The organism is Micromonospora zhanjiangensis, assembly GCF_042650605.1.
Lineage (GTDB): Bacteria > Actinomycetota > Actinomycetes > Mycobacteriales > Micromonosporaceae > Micromonospora_J > Micromonospora_J zhanjiangensis.
In genome coordinates, this window is the sequence record NZ_JBHSBN010000015.1 from 110,626 (window position 1) to 136,257 (window position 25,632).

Consider the following 25,632-nt stretch of genomic DNA (forward strand, 5'->3'; position numbering starts at 1 on the left):
GTCTTTTTTTGTGGCGAAGAACATCGAACGACGCGCCCTGCTCGCCGACGCGGGCCTGCGGGTGTTGGCCGAGGCGGGCGCGCGGGGCCTGACCCACCGGGCGGTGGACGCCGAGGCCGGCGTCCCCACCGGTACGGCGTCCAACTACTTCCCCTCCCGGGACGCCCTGCTCGGCGCGCTCGGCGAGCGGATCATGGAACGGTTCGCCCCGGACGAAACGGTGCTGGCCGGGCTCGCGGCCCGGGAGCCCTCGCTGGAACTGTTCGCCGACTACCTGCGCTACGTGCTGGAACGCACCACCCGGCAGCCCGAGCTGACCCGGGCGCTTATCGAACTGCGGCTGGAGGCGGTACGCCGGCCGGCGTTGGCCGAGATCCTCGGCGGTATGCTGCGCCGCAACTACCGGGAGGAGATCGCCTTCCACGAGGGCACCGGCCTGCCCGGCGGGGCGCGCGAACTCGCCCTGCTGCACTACGCGATGGACGGTCTGCTGCTGGACCTGCTGACCACCTCGATCGGCGCCGACCTGACCCCGGACGAGGCCGTCACCGCCCTGGTCGACCGCCTGGTCGGTCCGGCAGCCCGGACGCCCTGAGAGCCCGAAACGACCGCACGCAGAACACGGCCCTTGTACTACAAACAGTTTGTAGTACAAACAGTTTGTACGACGCCGAGGTCGTGGACGGCTAGCGCGGCAGCCGCCGAAACAAGACTCACTCCACCAGGGTGCGGCCCGTGAGGTGCAGAAACACGTCCTCCAAGCTGCTGCGCCGGACCAGCACGCTGGCCGGGGCCAGCGCCCGGGCGTTCACCTCGGCCACCGCCTCGTCGCCGTTGCCGACGTAGAGCAGGATCCGGTCCGGCAGCACCTCGACCCGGTCGCCGATCCCGTCGAGCTTGCCGGCGAACTCCTCCTGCGAATCGGCGGCGAACCGCAGCTCCACCACCTCGCGGGTGGAGTATTTCTCGATCAGCTCGCGCGGGCCGCCCTCGGCCACGATCCGGCCGCCGTCCATCACCACCAGCCGGTCGCAGAGCTGCTCGGCCTCGTCCATGTAGTGGGTGGTCAGCACCAGCGTGACGCCCTGCTGCTTGAGCCGGAACAACCGCTCCCAGACCAGGTGCCGGGCCTGCGGGTCCAGGCCCGTGGTCGGCTCGTCGAGCAGCACGATCTCCGGCTCGTTGACCAGCGCGCGGGCGATGGTGAGCCGGCGCTTCATCCCGCCGGAGAGCGGTTCGACCTTGCTGTTCGCCCGGTCGGCGAGCTGGACGAAGTCGAGCAGCTCGGCGGCCCGCGCCCGGGCCACCCGTCGGGAGATGCCGAAGTAGCGGGCGTAGGTGGTGAGATTCTCCTGGACGGTCAGCTCGGGGTCGAGGTTGTCCAGCTGTGGGCAGACGCCCAGCCTGGCCCGGATGGCCGGGCCGTCGGAGACCGGGTCCATGCCGAGGATCCGCAGCTCACCGCCGGTCGGCGGGGAGACGCAGCCGACCATCCGCATGGTCGAGGACTTGCCGGCGCCGTTGGGGCCGAGGAAGCCGAACGCCTCGCCGGCCCGCACCTCGACGTCGATCCCGTCGACGGCGGTGAAGTCGCCGAACCGTTTCACCAGTCCCCGGGCCCGGATGAGTGGCTGCGCAGTGCTCATCGGCCGACCCTAACCGCGACCTCCGACACCGCCCACCGAGTTTCCTACAACAAGCGTGATATCGTGATATCATCATCCCGACCGGAGGTGATTCACATGCCCAACATCCTCATCCGCGATCTCAGCCAGGACGCCGTCGACCGCATCGACGCGGCGGCCGCCAACCTCGGGCTGTCCCGCAACGAGTACCTACGCCGTCGTTTCGAGGAGAACATCAGCTCCGCCGGCGACCGGACGGTCACCGATGAGGACTGGCAACGGTCCGCAGAGGTGTTCGCGGACCTGGCCGACCCCGCGGTGATGGAGGCCGCGTGGCGGTGACGAGCTGGCTGATCGACAAGTCCGCGTACATTCGACTCCAACTCGGCCATGTGGCGAACCGCGACGAGTGGAGTGCACGCATCAGCCGTGGACTCGTCCGGCTCTCGACGATCACCCGCTTGGAACTCGGCTACTCGGCACGATCCGGCGATGCGGGGCGTGGGCAGTTCGCCGTTCCACCGCTGTCCCTGATGCCGGTTGAACACCTGACACCTGCCATCGAGGACCGGGCCTTGGAGGTGCAACTGCTGCTCGCCGACCGCGGACAGCACCGCGCCCCGTCAATTCCCGACCTGCTGATCGCGGCGACTGCGGAAAAGACGGGGCTGACGGTCCTGGCTGTCGACAAGGACTTCGACCTCATCGCCGCCGTCACCGGTCAACCGGTCGAAAGCATCGCCGGCTGAGCGCTCCCACCCGGACGCAAGACTCCTCAGATCCGCAGGAGAAACCGGAGTCCATCCCTCACGGCCTCAGCGCGGTACGACGGCCGCGCGGGCGGCGGCGACCAACTGGTCGGTGGCCTCGACCACCGCCGGGTCGTCGGCCGGGGTGCCGGCGTCGTACCGCACCGCCCAGCTCAGTCCGTCCACCCCGGCGACCCGGCGACCGACCACCCGGACGCCGCCGGAGTCGAGCGGGTGATGCGCGGTGTAACCCACCGACCGGGTCACCCGGGCACGCACCTGCTCGGGCACGTCACCCGGTTCGAGCAGCAGGTACGTCTCGACCGGCCGGTCGGCGACCACCAGGTAACCGTCCCGCTCGGCGACCCGCTCGGCGGGCGTGACGGTCAGCTCCCGCCCCGACCAGACCGCCTTGTGCACGTCGTGCCAGCCCAGCCGGTGCTCCCGGCCGGGCAGCCACAACCCCAGGTTGGTCACCACCACGGGGCGGGCCGGACCGGCGCCGGCCTCGCCGGTGCCGGACGCCTCGGCCCAGGCCAGCACCCGCTCGTCGCGGTCCAGCGCGGGTCGCCGGTCGGCCGGCAACTTCGACGTACGGCGGAACAGTCCCACTGTCACAGCCCTCCCGCGGCCTGCTCGCGCAACGCCCGGGCGTGCTGTTCCAGCGACAGCAGCTCGCCGAAGAGGGCGAAGTACTCGTCCTTGTTGGCCACCGGGTTGATCCGCTGCACCTTGGACTTCAGGTCCCGAATCCGCGCCATGACCGAGCCCCACTCCAACCGGGCCAGCGTGATCGAGACGTACCGTGGATCCGGCTCGCCGTCGATCCGCAGCGGCTCCACCGCCAGCTCGCCGACCAGGGCCTGGGCGGCCAGGTCGGCGCAGGCGTCCCGGACCCGCTCGATCCAGACCGCGCCGCCGGTGGCCGCGGCCGCGCCGCCGGCCTCGGCCACCGCCTGCCGCACCACCACGTGTACGGGGTTCAGGTACGCCGTCGGGCCGAGCGCGTCGAACATCGGGCCGGCCAGCGCCGGCTCCTGCAACGCCAGCTTCAACGCCTCCCGCTCGACCAGCGCCTGCGGGCTGTCGATCGTCGGGTCGGGTCGGGTGGCCCGGCTCGGGGCGGGTGCGGTCCGTCCCTGGCCCTGCCCCTGGGCCGGGGCGTTCGCGGCGGCCAGCACGGCGCGCTGCACCGGCTCGATCTCCATGCCGAGGTCACCGGCGAGCTTGCGGACGTACTCGGGGCGCTTCTCCCGGTCCTTGAGTTTGGCCACCAGTGGCGCGGCCCGGCGCATCGCCTCGACCCGGCCGTCGACGGTGTCCAGGTCGTACCGGGAGATCACCTGGCGCAGCGCGAAGTCGACAAGCGGTTCGCGGCGCGCGACCAGGTCGCGGACCGCCAGGTCGCCCTTGGCCAGGCGCAGCTCGCACGGGTCCATGTTGTCGGGGCTGACCGCGATGAAGGTACGCCCGACGAAGCGCTGGTCGTCCTCGAACGCGCGCAGGGCCGCCTTCTGCCCGGCGGCGTCCCCGTCGAAGGTGAAAATGATCTCGCCGTCCCGGCCGTCGGTGTCCATCAACAGCCGGCGCAGCACCCCGATGTGGTCGGCACCGAACGAGGTGCCGCAGGTCGCCACCGCGACCGGTACGCCGGCCAGGTGACAGGCCATCACGTCGGTGTACCCCTCGACGATGACCGCCCGGCCCTGCCTGGCGATCTCCCGCTTGGCGTGGTCGATGCCGTAGAGCACGTGCGACTTCTTGTAGATCGGCGTCTCCGGGGTGTTCAGGTACTTCGGGCCGTCGTCGTCGTCGAACAGCTTGCGGGCACCGAAGCCGATCACGTCGTTGGTGAGGTCCCGGATCGGCCAGAGCAGCCGGCGGCGGAACCGGTCGATCAGCGAGCCGGACCGGGCCTCCCGGGCCAGCCCGGCGGTGACCAGTTCCTGAGCGGTGAAGCCCCGCTGCCGCAGGTGCTTGGTGAGCGGGTCCCAGCCGGGCGGGGCGAAGCCGCACCCGTACGTCTGCGCGGCGGCCCGGTCGAAGCCGCGCCGGGCCAGGAACTCCCGGGCGGCCCGGGCGTCGGCCGTGCCGAGCTGGGCGGCGTAGAACTCGACCGCGGCGGCGTGCGCGGCGACCAGCCGCTGCTTCTGGCCCTGCTGCTGGCCGCGGGCCGGGGCCGGGCCGCCCTCGATGTAGCGCAGTTGCACGCCGGCCCGGGCGGCGAGCCGCTCGATCGACTCGACGAAGCTGAGATGCTCGGCGTCCATCAGGAACTTGATGGCGTCGCCACCGGCGCCGCAGCCGAAACAGAACCAGACATTACGGGCGGGCGACACGTTGAACGAGGGCGACTTCTCGTCGTGGAACGGGCACAGGCCCTTGAGGTTGCCGCCACCGGCCGAGCGCAGGGTCACCGTCTCGGAGATGATGTCCGCGATCGACGTACGCTCCCGGACCAGCGCGATGTCCTCGTCCCGGATCCGCCCAGCCATCGCCCACCCCCTCGCCCTGACATCCTGCCCTGCCCCACCCACCCCGCCCCGCCCGGGTCGGAGTACCTGGGCCGCCCTGCCGCACAGATAGGATGGCGGGAATGTCGGCGCGTGCTGAGAGGGGCCGAGTGTCCAATATCCCCGAGCCCGACCCGACTGCGTCGAACCTGTACGCGGCGTTGATGGCACGCGGCGTGATCAAGCTCAAAGCCACAACGACCAGCGACCTAGATAGTTTGCCGCGGTACCGGATCCCGGACGACGTGTCACCGTTGGACGCACTTCTCGCCGAACGCGAACGGGAACCGGAAAGCTGACCGGAGCGGACCGCTCAGGCGGGGCGGGCGGTGCCAGTCGAGTTGGCCTCGCCGAGCCGGGGGAACGGCTCGACCGAGAAGATCACCTCGACCGGCACCTCGAAGTACGCGGCGAGCCGCAGCGCCAGATAGAGGCTGGGCCGAAACTCGCCGCGTTCCAGGTAGCCCACCGTCTGGTAGTGCACGCCGAGCGCCTCGGCCAACTGGCGGCGGGAGATCCCGCGTTCGGCGCGCAGCATGGCGATCCGGTTGTAGACCGTCTCACTCGTCGACACGCGCTCTCCTAGCTGATCCGCTGCATGGCCTTCTCGCGACGCGCCGCGACGCTGGACCCGGACTCGCGCCGGGCCATCCGGCGCAGCACGATCGGGGCGAGCACCAGCCCGAGCGCGGCCCACAGGCCGAGCATGCCGAACGTCTCCAGGTGCCGCCACGAGTGCCCGAGCTCGACCGCCGCCATGTTGTCGGGCAGCAGCGCCGAGCGCATCCCCAACCCTAGCCAGTAGATCGGCAATGCCTCAGCGATGCCCTGCACCCAGCCGGGCAGGCCGTTGATCGGATAGAAGATGCCGGAGATGGCGACCGCGCCCATCACCGGCAGGCTGATCAGTCCCATGTTGCGCGGGTTGTCGAAGACCGCGCCCAGGACCGCGCCGAGCGGCAGCGTCGCCACCAGGCCGACCACCAGGACCAGCAGCAGGGTCAGCCAGTTGCCGAGGCCGAGGTGCAGGCCGTCCAGGAAGAACATCGCGGGGATCAACTGCAGCAGCAGGCCGATCACCGCCATCCCGGCGATGGCCACGATCTTCCCGATCAGGTAGCCCAGCATGCCGTTGGGGATCGCCTTGGCCCGCAGCAGGGTGCCGTCCTCGCGTTCGACGGTGAGCTGTCCCCCCACCCCGAGCAGTCCGCTGAACACCAGACCCATGCCCAGCGTGCCGGGCAACGTGCGGGCGCCGAGCGAGAAGCCGGTGCCGGGCACCGTCGCGTCCCGCATGAAGAACATCACGACCAGCAGGATCACCGTGGGGAAGAAGTACGTCCACAGATCCTGGGCGTTGGTGAAGCTGTTGCGCAGTTCGGTCCGGCCGCGGAACAGTCCCGCCCGGACGGCGACCATGATGGGGTTCATCCGTTCTTCCCTTCCAACGCGTGGGCCGCCGCGTCGCCCCGGCCACCGGACTCCTGCTCGTAGACCAGCGTCATGTAGGTGTCCTCCAGGCTGGCCCGACGCACCTCCAACTCGCCGATGCCGTCGCCGTACTGCTTGAACAGGTCGTGCACGAACCGGGTGGCATCGGCGGTGGCGTGCACGAACCGGCCGCCGCCCTGGGTCCAGCGCACCTCGGCCTCGCCGGCCACCCGCCGGGACAGTTCGTCGGCCGAGCCGTCGGCGATGATCCGGCCGCCGGACAGGATCAGGATCCGGTCGGCCAGCTTCTCCGCCTCGTCCAGGTCGTGCGTGGTCAGCAGGATCGTGGTGTCGTCCAGGTCGGCGAGCCGGTGCATCAGGTCGTGGAACTCCCGCCGGGCCGCCGGGTCGAAGCCGACCGTCGGCTCGTCGAGGAAGAGCAACTCGGGCCGGCCGACGATGCCGACCGCCACGTCCAGCCGGCGGCGCTGACCGCCGGAGAGCCGGGACACCCGCTGCCGGGCCTGCTCGGTCAGCCCGACCGTGGCGAGCAGGTCGTCGACGTCCCAGGGCCGGCGGATCCGGTCGGTGGAGTACGCCGAGTAGAACGACCCGAGGTGCGCGAGCAGTTCGCGGACCCGCCACTTGCCGTGGTCCCGCCAGGACTGCAGCACCACACCCAGCCGGGCCCGCCAGTGCTCGTCGCCCCGGCCTGGATCCACGCCCAGCACCCGCACCTCGCCGGCCGAGCGCATCCGGAAGCCTTCGAGGATCTCGATGGTGGTGGACTTGCCGGCCCCGTTCGGCCCGAGCAGGGCCAGCACCTCGCCGTGCCGGGCGGTGAAGCTGACGCCGTCGAGAACGTCCTTGGTCCCGTAACGCATCCGCAGGTCACGGACGTCGAGCGCGACGCCGTCATCGGGTGGTTCGGCCACCCGAGGCGCGTCCGCCGCCTGTAGCGATGTCACAGCTCTCCCCCTAGCCGCTCAAGTGATACCGCAGAATGTAGCATGGATACTACATTTGGAAGCGGGTCGAACTGGGTCGGTTTTCCGTCAGCGGCGCCACGGGAGGGCGGCGCCACCGGCGACGCGCACGCTCAGGCCCTGAAGGAGGCATTGGAGGACGGCGAGGAGGTGTGAAGGCCGCCCGTTGGCCGCCCCCTCCCCCGCCAGCCCCCTGCCCTGGTACGCGGGGAAGGACGCTCCGGCGGCCAGGAAGGCGAAGGCCGCCGGCTGAGCGCTACGGAAAACGGCCCGGACCGATCGGTCCGGGCCGTTGCGTGTCTGCTGGCCGTTCAGGGCTCCTCTTCGGGAGCGGCCTGGTGGGGGCGGTAGGTCCTGATCCACTCCTCCACCGCCGCGCGCTCCCAGACCCGCACCTTCCCGCTGGCCACGGTGTCCACGGGGACGGGGAAGGTCGCACGGTTCGTGATCTCCGTGGCCCGCGTGCGCGACACGCCACCGAGCATTTCCGCGATGTCGGACAGGGCCACCAGTCTCACGCCCTGACCGTATGTACGTGCAACCCGCACACGTTGCCACTTCCAACCTTGACGGTGTGCACGTGGCAGGGGAGGCTGGAGTGGCAACACGAGGGGTAGCGGTCCGGCCACGCGCACTCAGACTCCGTGGCCGGGCCTGCCCGTTTCCTGGAGGAGGAGCACGTGGAGCAACCGGTCCCCCGCGAGGTCTGGATACCGGCGCTTGCCAAAAGGATCATCACCGCTCACCGGGACGTGGGGCACTGCAACAAATGCCGTACCGGCTCCATGGAGACATGCGAAACGCTGAGCTGGGCGCGGAGCCGGCTCCGCGCGTTCCGTACGGCCAGCGGCGGAACGGACCAGCCGTAGTGGCGGCCAGAATGCCCGTCCCCCGGCGGCCACGGCCGGACGCGGTCCCGACGTGCGTTGAGCCATGCTGCCAGCTCCGGCTGGACCTCCGGCCAGGCCAGGTCTTCAGGGTTGACCGCCGCGCGTCGGTCCAGTTCGACGGAGAGTGCGCCCTACTCTTCCGGCTCACGGCCGTGGAGCAACGGCTGACCTGTCACGGCTGGGTCTGGCTGACCGGCTACGTGCTCAGCGCGACCGGTGAGGCCCTGGAGAAACGGGAGATTTTCGTCCAGCTGGAGGGCCTCCAGCGGAACAAGTGAAGCCCACTGTTGTGACATTCAGCCACAATGGAGATCGACCCGACCGGGCCGTCAGGAGGACTGGGTGACCGACCAGCAGGACGTCTCGCTGACCGTGGCGCTCGCCGAGTACGAGCACCTACGCGAGGCGCGGCGGGCCAACGACGAGATGTCGACCGCCCGGTTCAACTTCTTCCTGGTGGTGGCCACCGGTGCGACCGCGGTTGCCGGTGGCCTGCTCGGCGGCGCCGAGGCCGGTGCGGCCCGTACCGGAGCGGTGGCCGGGCTCGGCGGGCTGGTGCTGTTGCTCGGGCTGACCGTTTTCATCCGGCAGGTCGAATTCGTGAACCGGTCCCGGTTGTACGGAATCGCCCTCGACTCGATGCGCACCTACCTGGCCCGGCGAGCATCCGACGTCACGCCGTACCTGTTGATGCCGACGCTCGACGATCCCGGCGCGGACCGGCAGCGACCGCCCGGTGGACGGTGGTTGCGCGACGCGATCGGGCTGGCCGGCACGGTGGGCCTGGTCAACAGCGTGCTGATCGGCGCCGGCGCGGGCTGGGCGACGCACGGGACCGGCTCGGCCCGCTGGCTGACGGCCGCCGTGGGCGGCCTGGTGCTGGTCGTCTCGGCGACCGCGCACGTCTGGTACGTCAGCCGGCGCACCGCATGGGCCGCCCGCCGCATCCGGGCCGCAGTACGCCAGCGGCACGCCGTCCCGACCAGCACCGCCGCGATGGTCAGCACCTCGGATCCCGCCGGCTAAGCCGGAACGGACGAGCAACCGGGCCCGGTCAGCCGGAGCCGGCGAGAAACCGGCCCGGTCAGACGTCGGTCCGGCCGGCTTCCTCGGCCTCGATCTGGCGGTTCCAGTCGGGCTTCGACGAGCGCCAGCCCTCGTCGTCGACGCCGCGCCGCCAGTAGCCGGAGATGGACAGCCGGTCCAGCGGCACGCCGCGCTCGATCCGCAGCAGCCGGCGCAACTCCCGGACGAAGGTGGCCTCGCCGTGCACGAAGGCGTGCACCGCACCCGCTGGGAACTCCGCCGCGCGCACCGCCGCCACCAGGGCTTTCCCCACGGTACGACCCTCGCGGTGCAGCCAGACGATCTCGGTGGCCGGGCCGGCGGCCAACTTGATCTCCTCCGCCGGACCGTCGACCTCGACGAAGACCCGGGCGACGGCGTCGACGGGCAGCCGGTCCAGGGCCGCGCCGATGGCCGGCAGCGCGCTCTCGTCGCCGACCAGCAGGTGCCAGTCGGTGGTCGGGTCCGGCGCGTACGCGCCACCGGGGCCGAGCAGGTTGATCACGTCACCGGGGCGGGCGTTCGCGGCCCACGGACCGGCCAGGCCCTCGTCGCCGTGGTACACGAACTCGATGGTCAACTCGCCGGTGGCCGGGTCCCAGGCGCGAACGGTGTAGCTGCGCAGCCGGGGCCACCGGTCCCGGGGCAGGTCGCGCCGGATCGCCTCGATGTCCACCGGTTCCGGGTACGTCACGCCGGGCGGCGGGAACAGCAGCTTGACGTAGCTGTCGGTCCAGTCGGCGGGCGCGAACCCGGCCAGCCCGTCGCCGCCGAGCACCACCCGGATCAGATGCGGGGTGAGTCGCTCGGTGCGCACCACCCGGGCCGCATGGACCTTCTTCTTCCGCTGCTCCGCCATGCGACTTAGGTTACCCTAAGTCGCCGGCCGGGGCGGTCGCCGCCCCCGGCACCCGACCGTTGGCCGGGGCACCCGGCGCCAGCGGGTCCGGCGCCGACGGGCCGCCCGACACGGGGAAGGCCGGATCGGCCGCGGCCGCCCTGGCCCGGCTGCGCCGGGCGTAGCCGACTGTCCAGAAGACGAGGGCGGCGATCACCACGAACGGCAGGATGTTCGAGACCAGCACCATCGTGCCGACCGGCAGCTGGTAGCTGAGCACGATCCGGATGATCGCCTCGACCAGGAAGGTGGTCCCCCACACCAGGGTCAGCACCCGCTGGGTACGCCGGAAGCCGGCGTACCGCCAGAGCCCGTTCCACCAGGCCAGCCGCTCGGCGGACCCGTCGGTGGCGAACTTGCGCCCGAAGTAGAACATCAGCGGCCGGGGCATCAGCAGCGAGCCGAGCAGGACGAGACCGAACAGCCCGGTCACGGCCGACTCCTTGACCAGCGCCAACCGCTCGCTGTCGAAGATCACCGAGCTGGCCACCCCGAGGCCGATGAGGACGAGGGTGAGCACGCCGAAGTCGTCGATCCGGCGTCGGATCAGATAACTCCCGAGGATCTCGACCGCCGGCCAGACCGCGCTGATCGCCAGTGCGGCCACCACGCCCGTCCCCCGGTCGACGAGGACGGCGTAGGTCAGGTAGGGCAACACGACGTTGAACACGATCGTGGGGCCGAAGTGGAGGAGTAGTGCCCGGAACCGTGCCATCGCCGTCTCCCAGATATACGACAACTATGCTCACGTACGTGAGCGAGAATGTAGCATCAGAGGCGCCGCTCAGCGTGTCCCGTGCACGCTCCGTGGGACTGGTCCCGTTCCTCTTCGGGGTGACCAGGCAGGCGGAGTTACCGGGGATCGCCCTCACCCGGCTGCTGGGCGACCTCGGGCTCACCGAGGCCGCGGCCCGCGCCCTGCTGCAACGGATGTGCCGGGACGGGCAACTCGCCCGCACCCGCCGCGGCCGTGGGGTCGACTACCGACTCGCCGGGAACACCGCGCGCGGATTCGACCGCGTCCGGACCAGCGACCGGCCAACCGCGACCGAATGGACGGGCGCCTTTCACGCGCTGCTGTACCAGGTGCCGGAGCGCGACCGGGCGTTCCGCGACGCGCTGCGCCGCGCCGCCGTGATGTCCGGGTACGGGATCCTGCAACAGGGCGTGTTGATCTCGCTGACCGACCGCGCCGACCAACTCGCCCCGCTGGCCGACCCGCCGGCGGGCGCGACGGTCCACCGTGCGCGGTTGGCGATGCCGGCGGCGGAGGCGGCCCGGGCCGCCCGGCACGCCTGGTCGCTGGACGAGCTGACCGCCCGGCACGCCCGGCACGCCCGGACGTTACGGGACGCCGTACGACAGGTCCGGACGCCACCCGCGGCGACACCGGCCACCCTCCGACGGTACGCGGAGCTGCTCCGCGACCCGATGCTCGACATACTGCGCAGCCCGCGCCTGCCCGCGCCGCTGCTGCCGGCGGACTGGCCGATGCCGGACCTCCAGGCCGCCATCCACGAGGTCCACCGGATGTACGGGGTACCCGCCGTCGGCTACGCGCGGAGCCTGGTCGCCGAGGCGGGCGGGGCTGCCGGCCCCGGCGGGTAACGGCCGGCCCTGCCATCGGCCAGGGGACGGGCCGGACCTCGGTCGGCGGTCGGGCTGTTCCCGACCGAGTGGCCCGGTTCGGTGCGGCCCCGGGACGCCCGGCTCAGCCGGCGAGTTTGGCCAGCGGGGTACCCGGATCCGCGAGCCGGTCCAGGTCGACCCGGTGGCCCGCCCAGCCGGCCCGCACGAGGACCTGGATGTCGTCCTGCACGTCCCAGACGTTCGCGTTCATCCCGGCCAGCACCCGGCCGTCGCGGACCCAGAAGGCGAGGAACTCGGGTGCCCCGCCGGGCCGGACGGTCGGGTCGCCCCGGAACACCACCCGGTCGTAGCCGTCCGGCGGCACCCAGCCGGCGTACTCCATGCCCAGGTCGTACTGGTCGGAGAAGAAGTAGGGCAGCGGGTCGTGGCTGACCTGTTGGCCGAGCATCGACCGGGCGGCGGCCGGGCCGCCGTGCAGGGCGTTGGCCCAGTGTTCGACCCGGATCCGGGCGTCCAACAGCGGGTGGTGGAAGGCCGCCACGTCGCCGCAGGCGTAGACGTCCGGGTCCGCGGTGCGCAGTGCCGCGTCGGTGACGACGCCGTCGTCCACCGGCAGGCCGGCGGCCTCGGCCAGTTCCACGTTCGGCCGTACGCCGACGGCGACCAGCACCAGGTCGGCCGGCAGTTCGGTGCGGTCGTCCAGCACCACGTGGCTGAGCCGGCGCTCGTCCAGGCTGCCGAACTCGGTGACCTCGACGTCGAACCGGAACTCCACCCCGTGCGCGGCGTGCAGGTCCCGGTAGACGGCGCCCAGTTCGTCGCCGAGCACCCTTCGCAGCGGCAGGGCGCCCCGCCCGACGACGGTCACCCGGCAGTCGCGCTGCCGCGCCGCGGCGGCCACCTCCAGACCGATCCAGCCGGAACCGATGATGACGACCTGGGTGCCGGGCCGCAGCGCGGGCAGCAGTTCCTCGGCCTCGGCCAGCGTGCGCAGCTGGCGGACCCCGGCCAGGCCCATTCCCGGTACGGGCAGCGGCCGGACCCGGCAGCCGGTGGCCAGCAGCAGTTTGTCGTAGCCGACCCGGTCCACCCCGTCCACCAGCACCTCGTGCCGGTCCCGGTCCAGGCCGGTCACCCGGCGGCCGAGCAGCAGTTCGACGTCGTGCTCGGCGTACCAGGACGGCTCGTGCACGAACGCCGCGTCCCGCTCCTGCGTGCCGAGCAGGTAGCCCTTGGACAGCGGCGGCCGTTCGTACGGAGGGTCGATCTCCTCGCCGATCAGCAGCACCCGGCCGCGGTGGCCCGCCGACCGCAGGGTCTCGGCCGCTTTGGCGCCGGCCAGCGAGGCCCCGACGATGACGAAGGTCGGCTCGTTCGAATCGGTCATGACACCAGCCTGCTCCGGATCGGCGAGCCGGGCAAGCAGACCGCCGAGCACGGTTGGTCAGCGGACCGGCGGACACCGGCCGGCGGGCGAGCCGCCGAGGGCGTCAGGAGGTGCTGAGGCGGCGGTGCCAGTCGGTCGCGCCGGGGTCGGTCAGCGAGGCGACCTGGTCGATCACCACGCGCAGCCGGGCCGCGTCGTCCGGCGCGGCCTTCCACCAGGGGGCGAAGACCGGATCGAGGACGTCCGGCGCGCGTTCGGTCAGTCGGTGCACCAGGTCGCGCAGGATCTCCCGCTGCCGGGCGTACCGGCTTTCGGCGCCGGGGCGGCGCATCACGTACCGCAGGGCCATGCCCTTCAGCAGCGCGCACTGGGCCCGGATGTCCCGGGGCACGACCAGGTCCGCGGCGTACCGGCGCAGCGGTGCGGCGCCGAAGCGCCGCCGGGTCGCCGACACCGCGGCCACGACGAACCGTCCGGTGAGGACGCTGGTGGTCGCCTTCACCGCGGCCTGGGCGCGGTGGCTGCCGTCGTAGTCGGCCAGCGGCGCCAGCACCGGGTCACCGAGCAGATCCACCAGTACGGCGGACAGGTCGACGGCCGACTCCGGGGAGTAGACGGCCGCCACGTCCGCGCAGAGGGCCGCCCGCTCGTCCGGGTCGTCCAGCAGCCGGTCCAGGGTGAGGTAGCCGCCGTGTACGCCGTCCTCCACGTCGTGCACCGAGTAGGCGACGTCGTCGGCCCAGTCCATCACCTGCGCCTCCAGGCTGCGGGCCTGCGCCGGGGCGCCCCGACGCAACCAGTCGAACACCGCCGTGTCGTCGGCGTACACGCCGAACTTGCGCTGCCCGGGCCGGCGCGGCCAGGGATACTTGCCGGTGGCGTCCAGGGCCGCCCGGGTCAGGTTGAGCCCGGCCGACGAGCCGTCCGGCGCGAAGACCTTGGCCTCCAGCCGGGTCAGCACGCGCAGCGTCTGCGCGTTGCCCTCGAACCCGCCGCACGGCCGGGCCAGGTCGTCCAGCGCGTCCTCGCCGTTGTGCCCGAACGGCGGGTGCCCGAGGTCGTGGGCGAGCCCGGCGACGTCCACCACGTCCGGGTCGCAGCCGAGCCGGGCGCCCATCTCCCGGGCGATCTGCGCGACCTCCAGCGAGTGGGTCAGCCGGGTCCGCAGGAAGTCGTCGGTGCCGGCCACGTGCACCTGCGTCTTGGCGGCCAGCCGTCGGAACGCCGCCGAGTGCAGCACCCGGGCCCGGTCCCGCTCGTACGGGCCGCGGCCGTGCCCGGCGTCCTTGGCCGGCTCGGCGACCAGGCGCTCGGCGTCGGGGTCGTCACTGATCAACCGGCACCGTCACCCGGCACGACCGTTCCGCCCACGATCAGTCCCGCCCGGCCAGGACGCAGAACTCGTTGCCCTCCGGATCGGCCAGCACCGTCCACGGCTCGTCACCCCGCTGCCCGATGTCGACGTGCCGGGCACCCATGTCGACCAGCCGCTCGACCTCGGCCTCCCGGTCGGTGGGGCGCAGGTCGATGTGCAACCGGTTCTTGATCGCCTTGTCCTCGGCGACCGACAGGAACACCAGTCCGGGCAGGGCGTCCGGGGTCTGGCGGATCTCCACCTCGTCGGCCTCCTCGTGGACGATCCGGTAACCCAGTGCCTCGGCCCACCAGCGCGCCAGCCGCGCCGGGTCGTGGGAGTCGACGACCAGGCTCTCCCAGACACTGCCCACGATCGGTACCTCCGTCGTACGTCACGGTGAAAAGCGGATTCCGATCAGGTTAACCCGCGGCGCGGTACGGCAAACGCCCACGGACGGCCGGAGGTCCGCGTTCCGGTACCACCGGACGGGCACCCCACCGCCGGGAACCGGCGGTGTAACGTGCCGGAGACACCCCGTCACACGTCGACAGCGAGGGGGCACCGGTGGACGCCGAAGGCGCCATGCAGGGTGAGCTGCACCGACTGCGTCGGCACCGGCCGGAGGTGTCCGGCGCGGTCCTGGCCGGGGTCGACGGGCTGCTCGTCGCCAGCGACCTGCCCGGCTTCGAACCGGACCACGTGGCGGCGCTGGCCGCCGCCAGCGCGGGCCTCGGGCAGCGGTTCACCACCACGCTCGGCCACGGGCCGCTGCGGGAGTACGTCGTCCGCGGCACGGGCGGGTGCGTGGTCACCTACCCGGCCGGTCGGCAGGCCCTGCTCAGCCTGGTCACCGTGGTCGACGCCGAGCTGACCCTGCTGCACGACGAGGCGCGCGCGGTGGCCCGTCGGCTGGGCGAGTTCGTCGACTCGCTCTGGCCGCAGCCGCCGTTGGTCGAGTCGCCGCCGCGTGCCGACCCGCAGGCACCGCTCGCCGCGCGTACCCCGATGTCCACCCTGCCCGGCACCTACCGGTCCAACAACGGCAACAACGGCAACTACGGCGGCCGCCCGCCGCGGCGCGGGTGACGCGGCGCGACGGGCGGTCGGATCGGACCGGTACGCCGGTCAGCGGCTGTCCGAGCCGGCCGTGGTGATCGCGGCCCGGCCGGCCTCCAGTCGGGCCACCGGCACCCGGAACGGCGAGCAGGACACGTAGTCCAGGCCGACCTCGTGGAAGAAGTGCACCGAGTCCGGGTCGCCGCCGTGCTCGCCGCAGACGCCCACCTTCAGGTCCGGCCGGGCGGCCCGGCCCTCCTCGGTGCCGATCCGGACCAGCCGGCCCACGCCGTCGCGGTCCAGCGTCTCGAACGGCGAGACACCGAAGATCCCCCGCTCCAGGTACGCCGAGAAGAACGCCGCCTCCACGTCGTCCCGGGAGAAGCCCCAGGTGGTCTGGGTCAGGTCGTTGGTGCCGAAGGAGAAGAACTCGGCCGCCTCGGCGATCTGCCCGGCGGTCAGCGCGGCCCGGGGTAGCTCGATCATCGTGCCGATCAGGTACGGCAGCTCGATCCCCTCCCGCTCGCAGACCTCGCGGGCGACCCGTTCCGCCTCGTCCCGGACCAGTTCGAGTTCCTGCACCGCGTCGACCAGCGGGATCATGATTTCCACCCGCGGGTCGCCGCCGGCCTTGCGCCGTTCGGCCGCCGCCTCGATGATCGCGCGGACCTGCATGGCGAACAGGCCGGGGACCACGATGCCCAGCCGGACACCGCGCAGCCCCAGCATCGGGTTCTGCTCGTGCAGCCGGTGCACCGCCTGTAGCAGCCGCAGCTCGTTCTCGTGCCGTTCGCCGCGCGCCTCGGCCACCGCCACCCGCACCGACAGTTCGGTGATGTTCGGCAGGAACTCGTGCAGCGGCGGGTCGAGCAGCCGTACGGTCACCGGCAGGCCGTCCATCGCGGTGAAGATGCCGATGAAGTCCTCCCGCTGCAACGGCAGCAGCGCGGCCAGCGCCTCGTCCCGCTCGTCGTCGGAGTCGGCCAGGATCAGCCGCTCGACGTACTGCCGACGCTCGCCGAGGAACATGTGCTCGGTCCGGCACAGGCCGATGCCCTGCGCGCCGAACCGGCGGGCCCGCTCGGCGTCCTCGGGGGTGTCCGCGTTGGCCCGGACCGCCAGCCGGCGCGCCCGGTCGCCGTGCGACATGATCCGGTGCACCGCCCGGACCAGGTCGTCGGCCTGCTCGTCGGTCGGGTCGAGTTGCCCCTCGAAGTAATCGACCACCGGGGACGGCACCACCGGCACCTCGCCGCGGTAGACCGCGCCGCTGCTGCCGTCGATGGAGATCAGGTCGCCCTCCTCGACCACCAGGCCGTGCGGCCCGGTGAGCCGGCGCCCCTTGGTGTCGACGTTGAGTTCCTCGGCGCCGCAGACGCAGGTCTTGCCCATGCCCCGGGCCACCACGGCGGCGTGCGAGGTCTTGCCGCCGCGCGAGGTGAGGATGCCCTGGGCGGCGATCATGCCGTCCAGGTCGTCCGGGTTGGTCTCCCGGCGGACCAGGATGACCTTCTCCCCGGACCGGGACCACTTCACCGCCGTGTACGAGTCGAAGACCGCCCGGCCGACGGCGGCGCCCGGTGAGGCGTTCATGCCCCGGGTGACCAGCTCGGCGTCGGTGCTGTCGCCGAACCGGGGGAACATCAACTGGGCGAGCTGCACGCCGTTGACCCGGTGCAGCGCCTCGTCCAGGTCGATCAGCCCCTCGTCGACGAGCTGGGTGGCGATCACGAACGCGGCGGCGGCGGTGCGCTTGCCGACCCGGGTCTGCAGCATCCACAGCTTGCCGCGTTCGATGGTGAACTCGATGTCGCAGAGGTCCTTGTAGTGCTCCTCCAGCCGGGCCATGATGCCGAGCAGCTCGTCGTACGACCGCTTGTCGAGCCGTTCGAGGTCCTGCAGCGGCACGGTGTTGCGGATGCCGGCCACCACGTCCTCGCCCTGGGCGTTGGCCAGGTAGTCGCCGTAGATGCCCTGGTGGCCGCTGGCCGGGTCGCGGGTGAAGGCGACGCCGGTGCCGGAGTCGGCGCCGAGGTTGCCGAAGACCATGGCCACCACGTTGACGGCGGTGCCGAGGTCGGCCGGGATCCGTTCCTGCCGGCGGTAGAGCACCGCCCGCTCGGCGTTCCACGACTCGAAGACCGCGTTGACGGCCAGGTCGAGCTGCTCGCGCGGGTGCTGCGGGAAGTCCCGCCCGGTGTGCTTGATGAAGATCGTCTTGTACGCGTCGACCAGCACCCGCAGGTCGTTCGCGTCGAGGTCCAGGTCGTTCGTGGTGCCCTTGGCCCGCTTGGCGCCCTCCAGGGCGTGTTCGAACTCGTCCCCCGGCACGTCGCAGACGGTCTTGCCGAACATCTGGATCAACCGGCGGTAGGAGTCCCAGGCGAACCGCTCGTTGCCGCCGGCCTGGGCGGCCAGGCCGGTCACGCTCTCGTCGTTCAGGCCGACGTTCAGGACGGTCTCCATCATGCCCGGCATGGAGAACTTGGCGCCCGAGCGGACCGAGACCAACAGCGGGTCGGCCGGGTCACCCAGCCGCTTGCCCATGGCCCGCTCCAGCGCGGCGAGGTGGCTGTCGACCTCCTCGGCCAGCCCGTCCGGGGCGTCGCCGGAGTCCAGGTACGCCTTGCAGGCCTCGGTGCTGATGGTGAATCCGGGTGGCACCGGCAGGCCGAGGTTGGTCATCTCCGCCAGGTTGGCACCCTTGCCGCCCAGCAGATCCTTCATGTCCTTGTTGCCCTCGGCGAAGTCGTACACGTATTTCTGCCGCGCCGTCTGTTCCGATGCCACCGGAGCCTCCCATGTGCCGCTCAACACTGAACGATGGTTTAGTTGGGTTCATACCCTGCGCGTCGGGTCCCGTACCAGGAGTTCTGGTCCCGCCGGTGGGCGAAGGCTAAGCGCTGCCGGGCCGGCCCGGGAGCGTTCGGTGACAATGTGCACAGCCGTCCTCCGTGCCCTGGTCCGGAGCGGTCCATGGGAGCGATCTCACGAGCAGGACCGCGCATTTCGGGCGGGTACATTTGGTCCGGTACCCGACCCGGTCGTCCGGCCAGTTCCACCCCCGACATCCCTCCCTGGTTACCCCTCCCCCCGGTAAAGGACCCCTCCGTGACCACGCACGCCGGAATCCCCCAGGACCCCGCCGAGCACACCGCCGCCGCGCCCGTCCCCCGTCCGCGGGCCGGCGGGCCGCGCGTCGCCCGCGGCGGCTTCGACGCCGTACTGCCGGCGCCGGTCGAGGTCGAACCGGCCGACGGTCCGGGCTACCGGCTGACCGCCGGGACCGTGATCCGCACCGGCCCCGAGCCGGCGGTACGGGCCGTCGGGGAGTACCTCGCCGGCCTGCTCCGGCCGGCCACCGGGCTCACCCTCCCGGTCACCGACGCCGACCCGACCGCCGCGACCGGTCCGGCGGCCGGGATCACCCTGTCGCTCACCGGGACCGCCGCCGGGCCCGACGGCCCCCGCGGTCCCGACCAGGGCGGGCCGGCCGGCGAGGCCCCGGAGCGGCTCGGTGCCGAGGGGTACCGGCTGACCAGCGGTACGGACGGGGTCGGCATCCTGGCCGACACCGCCGCCGGGCTGTTCCACGGCGTCCAGACGCTGCGCCAACTGCTGCCGGCCGCGATCGACCGGGACACCCCGCAGGACGGCCCGTGGGAGGTGCCGGCCGGCCGGATCGTCGACCACCCCCGGTACGCCTACCGCGGCGCCATGCTCGACGTGGCCCGGCACTTCTTCCCCGTGGCCGACGTGCTGCGCTTCGTCGACCACCTGGCCCGCTACAAGATCAACCACCTGCACCTGCACCTCACCGACGACCAGGGCTGGCGGATCGAGATCGAGTCCTGGCCCCGGCTGACCGAGGTCGGCGGCGCCACCGAGGTGGGTGGCGGCCCCGGCGGCTACTACACCGGAGCCGACTACCGCCGCATCGTCGCGTACGCGGTGGCCCGGCACATCACCGTCGTGCCCGAGATCGACGTGCCCGGGCACACCAACGCCGCCCTCACCGCGTACGGGCAGCTCGCCCCGGACGGGGTGGCCCCGCCCGCGTACACCGGCGAGGACGTCGGCTTCAGCTCGGTGGCGGTCCACGGCGACGTCAGCTACGACTTCCTGGCCGACGTGCTGGGCGAGGTGGCGGCGCTTACCCCGGGGCCGTACCTGCACGTCGGCGGGGACGAGGCGTTCACCCTCGGGCCGGCCGAGTACGCCACCTTCATGAACCGCCTGCAGCCGATCGTCTCCGCCACCGGCAAGACGGTGCTGGGCTGGCACCAGCTGGCCGCGGCCGACGTGCGGCACGAGCCGGGCCGGGTGATCCAGTACTGGGGCACCGCCACCGCCGACGAGTCCGTGGCCGCCGCGGTACGGGCCGGCGCCCGGCTGATCCTCTCCCCCGGCAACCGCAGCTACCTGGACATGAAGTACAGCGAGCGGACTCCGCTGGGCAAGGACTGGGCCGGACTGATCGACGTCCGCGCCGCGTACGACTGGGACCCGGGCGGCCACCTCGACGGCGTACCCGGGTCGGCGGTGCTGGGCGTCGAGGCGCCGCTGTGGACCGAGACGGTCGACTCGATGAGCGACATCGAGTTCATGACCTTCCCCCGGCTGCCCGCCGTCGCCGAACTCGGCTGGTCACCCGCCGAGCGGCACGACTGGGCGGACTTCGCCGCCCGGCTGGCCGCCCAGGCGCCCCGGTGGACCGCCGCCGGCATCGTCTTCCACCGCAGCGCCGACGTGCCGTGGACGGACGACGCGCACGGCGCGACCGAGCCGCCCGCGGACGGCCGGGCCGATGCCCTGCCGGGCCCCCGCGCCTCGGGCGACGCCGTGACCGCCGGCTGAGTCGCCGACCCGACCGGGAACGCGCGGTGCGGCCGGCCGGCTCCGCCGCGCGGTCTCAGTCGGGGAAGAACGCGGTGAGGGCGGCGGCGGTCTGCGCGGCGTGGGTGGTGACGAAGTAGTGCCCGCCCTCGACGGTCCGGCAGCCGGCGACCAGGTCGGCCGGCAGCCGGGTCGCCACCTCCGCCGGCGTGCAGAGCGGGTCCTCGGCCCCGAGCAGCACATGCACCGGCACGGTCACCGGCAGGTCGAAGCCGTCCGGCAGCAACGCCACGTCCCGACGGAACCGGGGCAGCAGCAGGCGGGCGATCTCGTCCGGGCCGAACGTGCCGGCCGGCAGCAGGCCGAGCCGGGTCAGGCCGGCGATCAGGCGGTGGTCGTCCGGTTCGGCCAGCAGGTCCCGCAGCACCGGTCCGGCCAGCAGCGGCGGGGCGGCGAGCACCAGGCGTACCCCGGCCAGGTCCGCGCCGGCGACCTCGGCGATCGCCGCCACCAGCGCCGCGCCCAGGCTGTGGCCGAGCAGCACCGACCCCTCCCCCAGGTACGGCCGGACGGCCCGCCACCAGCCACGGGCCGCCCGGTCCAGGGTGACCCCGTCGGCGTAGTCCGCCTCGCCCGCCACCACCCGCCAGCCGGGCGGCAACTGGCCGGCCAGCCGGGTGAACGACCCCGACGAACCACCGGCGTGCGGTACGCAGACCAGGGTGCGACCCGGCCCACCGCCACCCCCGCCGGGTCGGCCCGAGGCGTCGGTCCGGTCCGCGGCCGTAGCGTCGGGTCGGTCCGGGGCGTCGGGCCGGCCGGCGCGGAGCACCCGCAGCGTCACCGGCACCGGCTCGACGCCCGCCGCGCGCAGCTTGAACCGGGCCAGCTTGCCGGTCGAGGTGACCGGCAACCGGTCGACCACCTCCACCGCCACCGGCCGCTTGAACGGCGGCAGGCCGGCCCGGAACGCCTTCCACGCCGCCCGGCGTAGCGCCGCCGACTCGGTGCCGTCGGCCGGCACCAGGTACGCCACGGCCTGCTCCAGCCCGCTGTGGTCCCGGGACCCGACGACCGCGCACTGCGCCAACCCGGCCAGGCCGCGTACGGCGTTCTCGATCTCGACCGGCGCGACCTTGTAGCCGCCGATGTTGAGCAGGTCGTCGCGCCGGCAGACGTACTCGATCGCGCCGTCGGGCCGGCGGCGGACGATGTCACCGGGGTACGCCCCGCCGTCGGCGAAGGTCCGGGCCTGCGCCTCGGGCCGGTCCAGGTAGCCGGCCGCGACGCAGCCGCCGGCCACGTGCAGCCGCCCCTCGGCGCCGTCCGGCAGCACCCGCCCCTCGTCGTCGCGGACCGTGAGGGTGACCCCGGGCACCGCCGTGCCGGTCGAGTCCGGCTCGGTGCCCCGGGTCGCCACCACGATGTGCAGCACCTCGGTGGCGCCCAGCCCGTTGCACAGCGGCACGCCGAAGCTCTCGGTGAACCCGGCACAGACCGGACCCGGCAGGTGTTCCCCGGCGGACACCGCCAGCCGCACCGAGCCCAGGTCCGGCGGGTCGCCGTGCCGGGCCCGGTCCAGCAGCGCCGCGTAGATCCGGGGCACCGCGCACAGCACCGTCGGGCGGTGCCGGGCGACGGTGGCGACCACCCCGTACACGTCGGGCGGGCCCGGGCGCAGCACCGCGCTGGCCCCGGCGGCCAGCGGGAACAGCAGCGAGTTGCCGAAGCCGTACCCGAAGGAGAGCTTCGCCGTGGAGAACACCCGGTCGGCCGGGGTGAGGTCGAGCAGCCGGGCGAAGCCGGCGAGCACCGCGTCGATGCCGGCGACGGTGTGCCGGACGCCCTTCGGCACGCCGGTGCTGCCCGAGGTGTACTGGATCAGCACCACGTCCGCCGGTGCCTGCGGTGCCGCCGGCGCCAGGTCCTCGCCGGGCGTGCCGTCGCCGGGCGTGCCGTCTTCGTCGGGGGCGGGACCGGCCCGGTCCGGTCCGCCGCGCGGCACGTCGAGCGGCCCGGCGGCCGGCAGCGCCCGGGCCGCCCGGTCGTCCAGGTGCAGGTACCCGGCGGCGCAGTCACCGGCGATGAAGGACACCTCGGCCGGGGTCAGCATCGAGCTGACCGGCACCGCGACCATGCCCCGCCACCACAGCGCGAGCACCGCCACCACGGTTGCGATCGCGTCGTCCGCCACCACCAGGCCGCACGCCCCGGCCGGGACGCCGGCCCGGTCCAGCCGGGCCGCGTAGCCCCGGACGGCCCGGTACAGCTCGGCGTAGGTGATCGAGCCGTCCGCGTCGACGAGGGCGGTCGCCCCGCCCCCGCCGGTCGTGACCCGGGCACCTACCAATCGCTCGACGAGATTTGTTGGCACGACGACGAGACCTCCACGATGGATGCGTTGCCGGTCGGCTCGACCGCGAGGGCGAGCAGGTTCGCCGGTCGGTCCGCGACGCGGCAGCGGGCCACCGCGCAAACCACCGCCAGCAGTCCGCCGGCCGCGCCGAGGTCGCCCAACCGCCGCTCGACGTGCCACACCGGCCGGCCGGCGAGCGCGTCGACGACGGCCGGGTCGGGCGTGGACAGCACCACCGCGTCCACCGGGCCGGCCGCGTCGACGAGATCCCGGAGCCGGCCGCCGAGCCGGTCCGGGTCCAGACCGACCCGACGGGCGCCGCGCAGCACGACCGCCGAGCCGTCCGAGGCGTCCGGGGCATCCGCCGGCTCGACGGCCAGGCAGACGGCCCCCTCGGCCGGGACGTGGTCGCCGGTCGCGCCGGCCAGGCTCCACCGGCTCAGCGACGCGGACGCGCCGACCAGCGCCCGCGGCGCCTCACCGGCGGCGAGCAGCCGGACCGCCTCGACCAGCGCCGACAACCCCGCCGTCGGGCCGCCGAGCAGCGTCTCGACCGGTCCGGTACGACCGAGCCGGACGGACACCGTCGAGGCCGGCCCGTTGTGCGCCGAGGCCGGCGCGACGAGCGGGCTACTCAGCCCGGGTTCGAGCAGCGCGGCGTCGGTGCAGATGGCGGCGTACTCGGCCAGCCCGGCGGTGGAACTGGCCCACAGCACGGCCGCCGGGTCCGGCCCGGTGTGCCGGTCCGGGGTGGCCTGCGCGGCGGCGGCGAGCGCGAGCAGCGACTCGTGCGGCCAGCCGCGCAGTCCCCGGGTCGGCAGCCGGTCCGGCAGGCGTACCTCGACCGGGCCGTGCACCCGGCGGTCGAGCGGGGCGAGGTCGGTGTCCGGCGCGACGAACCGTCGGTCGGCCGCCGGCACGGCGACCCGGCCGGTGACCTGGTCGAGCAGGTCGTCCGGTCCGGCCACTCCGGCCAGCCGCAGGCCCAGGCCACGGACCGCGAAGCTCCCGTCAGCCGACATCGCCGTCACCCTTCCCGACCGACAGGCCGTCGCCCCTCCCGACCGACAGGCCGTCGCCCCTCCCGACCGGCAGGCCGTCGCCCTTCCCGAAAAGCAGGGTGGTCACCGCCCCACCGAACCCGAACGCCGGGCTGGCCACCAGGTCCAGCCGGGTCCGCCGGCCCTCGGGCGGGACCAGGTCGATCCCGTCGCACTCCGGATCCGGTCGGTGCAGCGTCACGTTCCCGGGGACGAAGTCCTCGGCCAGCGCCCGGACGACGAGCACCGCCTCCAGCGCCGCCGCCGCGCCGACCGCGTGGCCGAGCTGCCCCTTCACCGAGGAGACCACCGGCCGGTCCCGGCCGGCCAGCACCTTGGCGGTGGCCCGCGCCTCGACCCCGTCGTTGGCCGGCGTCCCGGTGCCGTGCGCGCAGACCCAGTCGACGTCGTCCGGCTGCCGGCCGGCCCGGGCCAGCGCCGCCTGCATCGTCGCCACCAGCGCCGCACCGTCCGGGTGCGGCTGGGTCGGGTGGTACGCGTCGGCCGCCGACGCGCAGGCCAGCAGCCGGGCCCGGACCGGACCGCCCCGGGTGGCGAGCCGGTCGGCGCGCTCCAGGACCAGCACCCCGGCCCCCTCGGCGGGCATCGTGCCGCGCCGGTCGGCGTCGAACGGCCGGACCACGTCCGGCGCCAGCGCACGCAGCGAGGTGAACATGGCGAACACCTCCAACGACAACTCGTCGACCCCGGCGCAGACCGCGACGTCCACCTCGCCGGCCCGGACCGCCCGGAAACCGGCCGCGATCGCCGCGTTGCCGCTGGAGCAACCCGGGCCGACCAGCACGGCGGGCCCGATCCCGCGGACCACCGCCCGGACCGGGTCGAGCAGGCCGTCTGCGCGGGCCCAACCGGAGCCCGACACCCGCAGTCGGCCCGGTTCGATGCCCCGGTCCAGCAGCGGCCGGGTGCCCATCACCGTGCCGACGTACAGGCCGAGCACCTCGCGCCGGTAATCGGCGGCCAGGCCGGCGTGGGCCAGCGCCTCCAGCACGGCCGCCGCCAGGTACCGGCCGGCCAGCGACTCCGGCCCGGGCACCGGGCCGGCCAGCGACTCCAGCCCGGGCACCGGGCCTACCAGCGACTCGTGTGCGGGGACCGGGCCGGCCAGCGCCGCCAGCGCGGCGGCCGGTACCTCGCCGGCCCGCCGGGTCGGATAGCCCGACACGTCGAACCGGGTCACCGGCCCGGTCAACACCCGGCCGCCGGTCACCGCGGACCAGAGCCGGTCCGCGCCGAGTCCGGCCGCGCTGACCGCGCCGACCCCGGCCACCGCCACCGCCGGAGGTCGGCCCGCGTCAGTCGGCAAGGGTCACCCCCCGGGTACGCAGCACGGCCAGTACGTCGCCGAAGCTGTTCAGCCCGGCGGCCTCGGTGTCGGTGAGCCGCACGCCGAGCTGCCGCTCGATGCGTACCACGAATTCGATCTTCTGAAGCGAGTCGATGCCCAGGTCCTCGTAGAAGGCCGCGTCCTCGGTCACGTCCGCGGTCTCCACCTCGAACGTGTCCGCGGCCAGTGCGCGCAGGTCGGCGGCCGACATCTCATTCATCCGCGGCATTCCCGGCTCCTTCCTGGTCCCCACTCGGACGCGGGCGCCCGCGAACGGCGTTGGGACAATCGTCGCAGCCAGGGGTTCAACTTTGGTATCAGTCGATATGTTGAAAGCGTCGACCGGACATCACCGCGACCAGCCAGAGTGGACGGCCCTGAAAGGTGGATTTTCCACTGTGTACCGATGACGCCCGTACCGCCTGACCCGTTGACTCTGGTGGCCACCGGACTAACCTGGTTGGAATGAAGATCGACCGGGCGTGCCGGAGCCGGCCGGGGACCG

General features: G+C 73.1%; 26 protein-coding genes. 9 read left to right on the forward strand and 17 right to left on the reverse strand.

Going from position 1 to position 25,632, the window contains the following annotated elements; genetic code table 11:
* The first annotated feature begins 10 nt into the window (after positions 1-10).
* Positions 11-595 (forward strand): TetR/AcrR family transcriptional regulator, encoded by a 585-nt coding sequence (locus ACFOX0_RS20985; RefSeq protein WP_377548592.1) that lies wholly within the window; start codon positions 11-13, stop codon positions 593-595.
* 118 nt (positions 596-713) lie between these two features.
* On the opposite strand, the gene ACFOX0_RS20990 is transcribed toward ACFOX0_RS20985, so the two are convergent.
* Positions 714-1,646, reverse strand: a complete 933-nt coding sequence (locus ACFOX0_RS20990) for an ABC transporter ATP-binding protein (RefSeq protein ID WP_377548594.1) — start codon at positions 1,644-1,646, stop codon at positions 714-716.
* Between the two features lie 96 nt (positions 1,647-1,742).
* On the opposite strand from ACFOX0_RS20990, the gene vapB reads away from it, so the two are divergent.
* Positions 1,743-1,967 (forward strand): type II toxin-antitoxin system VapB family antitoxin, encoded by a 225-nt coding sequence (gene vapB, locus ACFOX0_RS20995; protein WP_377548597.1) that lies wholly within the window; start codon positions 1,743-1,745, stop codon positions 1,965-1,967.
* The gene (locus ACFOX0_RS21000) at positions 1,958-2,374 is read left to right on the forward strand and encodes a PIN domain nuclease (protein ID WP_377548600.1); all 417 of its coding nucleotides are present in this window, start codon (positions 1,958-1,960) and stop codon (positions 2,372-2,374) included. Before vapB ends, ACFOX0_RS21000 begins: the two co-directional genes overlap by 10 nt.
* Positions 2,375-2,440: 66 nt before the next feature.
* On the opposite strand, the gene ACFOX0_RS21005 is transcribed toward ACFOX0_RS21000, so the two are convergent.
* Together ACFOX0_RS21005 and dnaG are read right to left on the reverse strand one after the other, a co-directional pair.
* Positions 2,441-2,986: a hypothetical protein gene (locus ACFOX0_RS21005; RefSeq protein WP_377548743.1), complete on the reverse strand. Its 546-nt coding sequence runs from the start codon at positions 2,984-2,986 to the stop codon at positions 2,441-2,443.
* A gap of 2 nt (positions 2,987-2,988) precedes the next feature.
* Positions 2,989-4,869, reverse strand: coding sequence for a DNA primase (gene dnaG / locus ACFOX0_RS21010; RefSeq protein ID WP_377548602.1), 1,881 nt, complete (start codon positions 4,867-4,869; stop codon positions 2,989-2,991).
* Positions 4,870-4,970: 101 nt separating this feature from the next.
* Here dnaG and ACFOX0_RS21015 point away from each other — a divergent pair, with 101 nt between their 5' ends.
* A complete protein-coding gene (locus tag ACFOX0_RS21015; protein WP_377548604.1) occupies positions 4,971-5,186 on the forward strand; it encodes a hypothetical protein in 216 nt (71 codons plus the stop codon).
* A 14-nt stretch (positions 5,187-5,200) separates the two neighbouring features.
* On the opposite strand, the gene ACFOX0_RS21020 is transcribed toward ACFOX0_RS21015, so the two are convergent.
* The 4 genes from ACFOX0_RS21020 to ACFOX0_RS21035 all read right to left on the reverse strand — a co-directional run bounded on the left by ACFOX0_RS21020 (position 5,201) and on the right by ACFOX0_RS21035 (position 7,822).
* Positions 5,201-5,425: a helix-turn-helix transcriptional regulator gene (locus tag ACFOX0_RS21020; protein ID WP_377548746.1), complete on the reverse strand. Its 225-nt coding sequence runs from the start codon at positions 5,423-5,425 to the stop codon at positions 5,201-5,203.
* A gap of 44 nt (positions 5,426-5,469) precedes the next feature.
* A complete protein-coding gene (locus ACFOX0_RS21025) occupies positions 5,470-6,318 on the reverse strand; it encodes an ABC transporter permease (protein ID WP_377548607.1) in 849 nt (282 codons plus the stop codon).
* Positions 6,315-7,202, reverse strand: coding sequence for an ABC transporter ATP-binding protein (locus ACFOX0_RS21030; RefSeq protein ID WP_377548748.1), 888 nt, complete (start codon positions 7,200-7,202; stop codon positions 6,315-6,317). Before ACFOX0_RS21030 ends, ACFOX0_RS21025 begins: the two co-directional genes overlap by 4 nt.
* A gap of 413 nt (positions 7,203-7,615) precedes the next feature.
* A complete protein-coding gene (locus tag ACFOX0_RS21035) occupies positions 7,616-7,822 on the reverse strand; it encodes a hypothetical protein (RefSeq protein ID WP_377548610.1) in 207 nt (68 codons plus the stop codon).
* Positions 7,823-8,346: 524 nt separating this feature from the next.
* Here ACFOX0_RS21035 and ACFOX0_RS21040 point away from each other — a divergent pair.
* Both ACFOX0_RS21040 and ACFOX0_RS21045 read left to right on the forward strand, forming a co-directional pair.
* The gene (locus ACFOX0_RS21040; protein WP_377548612.1) at positions 8,347-8,472 is read left to right on the forward strand and encodes a hypothetical protein; all 126 of its coding nucleotides are present in this window, start codon (positions 8,347-8,349) and stop codon (positions 8,470-8,472) included.
* Between the two features lie 64 nt (positions 8,473-8,536).
* The gene (locus ACFOX0_RS21045) at positions 8,537-9,220 is read left to right on the forward strand and encodes a hypothetical protein (RefSeq protein WP_377548614.1); all 684 of its coding nucleotides are present in this window, start codon (positions 8,537-8,539) and stop codon (positions 9,218-9,220) included.
* Between the two features lie 58 nt (positions 9,221-9,278).
* On the opposite strand, the gene ACFOX0_RS21050 is transcribed toward ACFOX0_RS21045, so the two are convergent.
* Positions 9,279-10,118, reverse strand: a complete 840-nt coding sequence (locus ACFOX0_RS21050) for a siderophore-interacting protein (RefSeq protein ID WP_377548616.1) — start codon at positions 10,116-10,118, stop codon at positions 9,279-9,281.
* 10 nt (positions 10,119-10,128) lie between these two features.
* On the reverse strand, positions 10,129-10,872 hold the full coding sequence (locus tag ACFOX0_RS21055; protein WP_377548618.1) for a VC0807 family protein: 744 nt from the start codon (positions 10,870-10,872) through the stop codon (positions 10,129-10,131).
* A 38-nt stretch (positions 10,873-10,910) separates the two neighbouring features.
* Between ACFOX0_RS21055 and ACFOX0_RS21060 the strand changes: the two genes are divergently transcribed.
* Positions 10,911-11,765, forward strand: coding sequence for a PaaX family transcriptional regulator C-terminal domain-containing protein (locus ACFOX0_RS21060; protein WP_377548620.1), 855 nt, complete (start codon positions 10,911-10,913; stop codon positions 11,763-11,765).
* Positions 11,766-11,868: 103 nt separating this feature from the next.
* Here ACFOX0_RS21060 and ACFOX0_RS21065 read toward each other — a convergent pair whose 3' ends face one another.
* The 3 genes from ACFOX0_RS21065 to ACFOX0_RS21075 form a co-directional block, all read right to left on the reverse strand.
* Positions 11,869-13,134 carry an NAD(P)/FAD-dependent oxidoreductase gene (locus ACFOX0_RS21065; RefSeq protein ID WP_377548622.1) on the reverse strand — a complete coding sequence of 422 codons (1,266 nt, stop codon included), beginning with the start codon at positions 13,132-13,134 and terminating at the stop codon, positions 11,869-11,871.
* A gap of 103 nt (positions 13,135-13,237) precedes the next feature.
* Complete coding sequence (locus ACFOX0_RS21070; protein ID WP_377548624.1) at positions 13,238-14,470, reverse strand: deoxyguanosinetriphosphate triphosphohydrolase; 1,233 nt, start codon at positions 14,468-14,470, stop codon at positions 13,238-13,240.
* A 37-nt stretch (positions 14,471-14,507) separates the two neighbouring features.
* Positions 14,508-14,861, reverse strand: coding sequence for a VOC family protein (locus tag ACFOX0_RS21075; protein ID WP_377548627.1), 354 nt, complete (start codon positions 14,859-14,861; stop codon positions 14,508-14,510).
* Between the two features lie 194 nt (positions 14,862-15,055).
* Here ACFOX0_RS21075 and ACFOX0_RS21080 point away from each other — a divergent pair, with 194 nt between their 5' ends.
* The gene (locus ACFOX0_RS21080; protein WP_377548629.1) at positions 15,056-15,577 is read left to right on the forward strand and encodes a roadblock/LC7 domain-containing protein; all 522 of its coding nucleotides are present in this window, start codon (positions 15,056-15,058) and stop codon (positions 15,575-15,577) included.
* Between the two features lie 39 nt (positions 15,578-15,616).
* Here ACFOX0_RS21080 and ppdK read toward each other — a convergent pair whose 3' ends face one another.
* Positions 15,617-18,274, reverse strand: coding sequence for a pyruvate, phosphate dikinase (gene ppdK, locus ACFOX0_RS21085; protein WP_377548751.1), 2,658 nt, complete (start codon positions 18,272-18,274; stop codon positions 15,617-15,619).
* Positions 18,275-18,523: 249 nt separating this feature from the next.
* On the opposite strand from ppdK, the gene ACFOX0_RS21090 reads away from it, so the two are divergent.
* Complete coding sequence (locus tag ACFOX0_RS21090) at positions 18,524-20,404, forward strand: beta-N-acetylhexosaminidase (RefSeq protein WP_449288863.1); 1,881 nt, start codon at positions 18,524-18,526, stop codon at positions 20,402-20,404.
* A 55-nt stretch (positions 20,405-20,459) separates the two neighbouring features.
* Here the strand turns inward: ACFOX0_RS21090 and ACFOX0_RS21095 are convergent, their stop codons facing one another.
* Genes ACFOX0_RS21095 through ACFOX0_RS21110 form a run of 4 tightly spaced genes read right to left on the reverse strand, consistent with a single transcriptional unit; the run spans position 20,460 to position 25,356 of the window.
* Positions 20,460-22,757 (reverse strand): AMP-binding protein, encoded by a 2,298-nt coding sequence (locus ACFOX0_RS21095; protein ID WP_377548633.1) that lies wholly within the window; start codon positions 22,755-22,757, stop codon positions 20,460-20,462.
* Positions 22,727-23,761 carry a beta-ketoacyl synthase N-terminal-like domain-containing protein gene (locus ACFOX0_RS21100; RefSeq protein ID WP_377548636.1) on the reverse strand — a complete coding sequence of 345 codons (1,035 nt, stop codon included), beginning with the start codon at positions 23,759-23,761 and terminating at the stop codon, positions 22,727-22,729. The genes ACFOX0_RS21095 and ACFOX0_RS21100 overlap by 31 nt, the downstream gene beginning before the upstream one ends.
* A complete protein-coding gene (locus ACFOX0_RS21105; protein WP_377548639.1) occupies positions 23,751-25,106 on the reverse strand; it encodes a beta-ketoacyl synthase N-terminal-like domain-containing protein in 1,356 nt (451 codons plus the stop codon). Before ACFOX0_RS21105 ends, ACFOX0_RS21100 begins: the two co-directional genes overlap by 11 nt.
* Positions 25,096-25,356: an acyl carrier protein gene (locus tag ACFOX0_RS21110; RefSeq protein ID WP_377548642.1), complete on the reverse strand. Its 261-nt coding sequence runs from the start codon at positions 25,354-25,356 to the stop codon at positions 25,096-25,098. Before ACFOX0_RS21110 ends, ACFOX0_RS21105 begins: the two co-directional genes overlap by 11 nt.
* Positions 25,357-25,632: the final 276 nt, after the last annotated feature.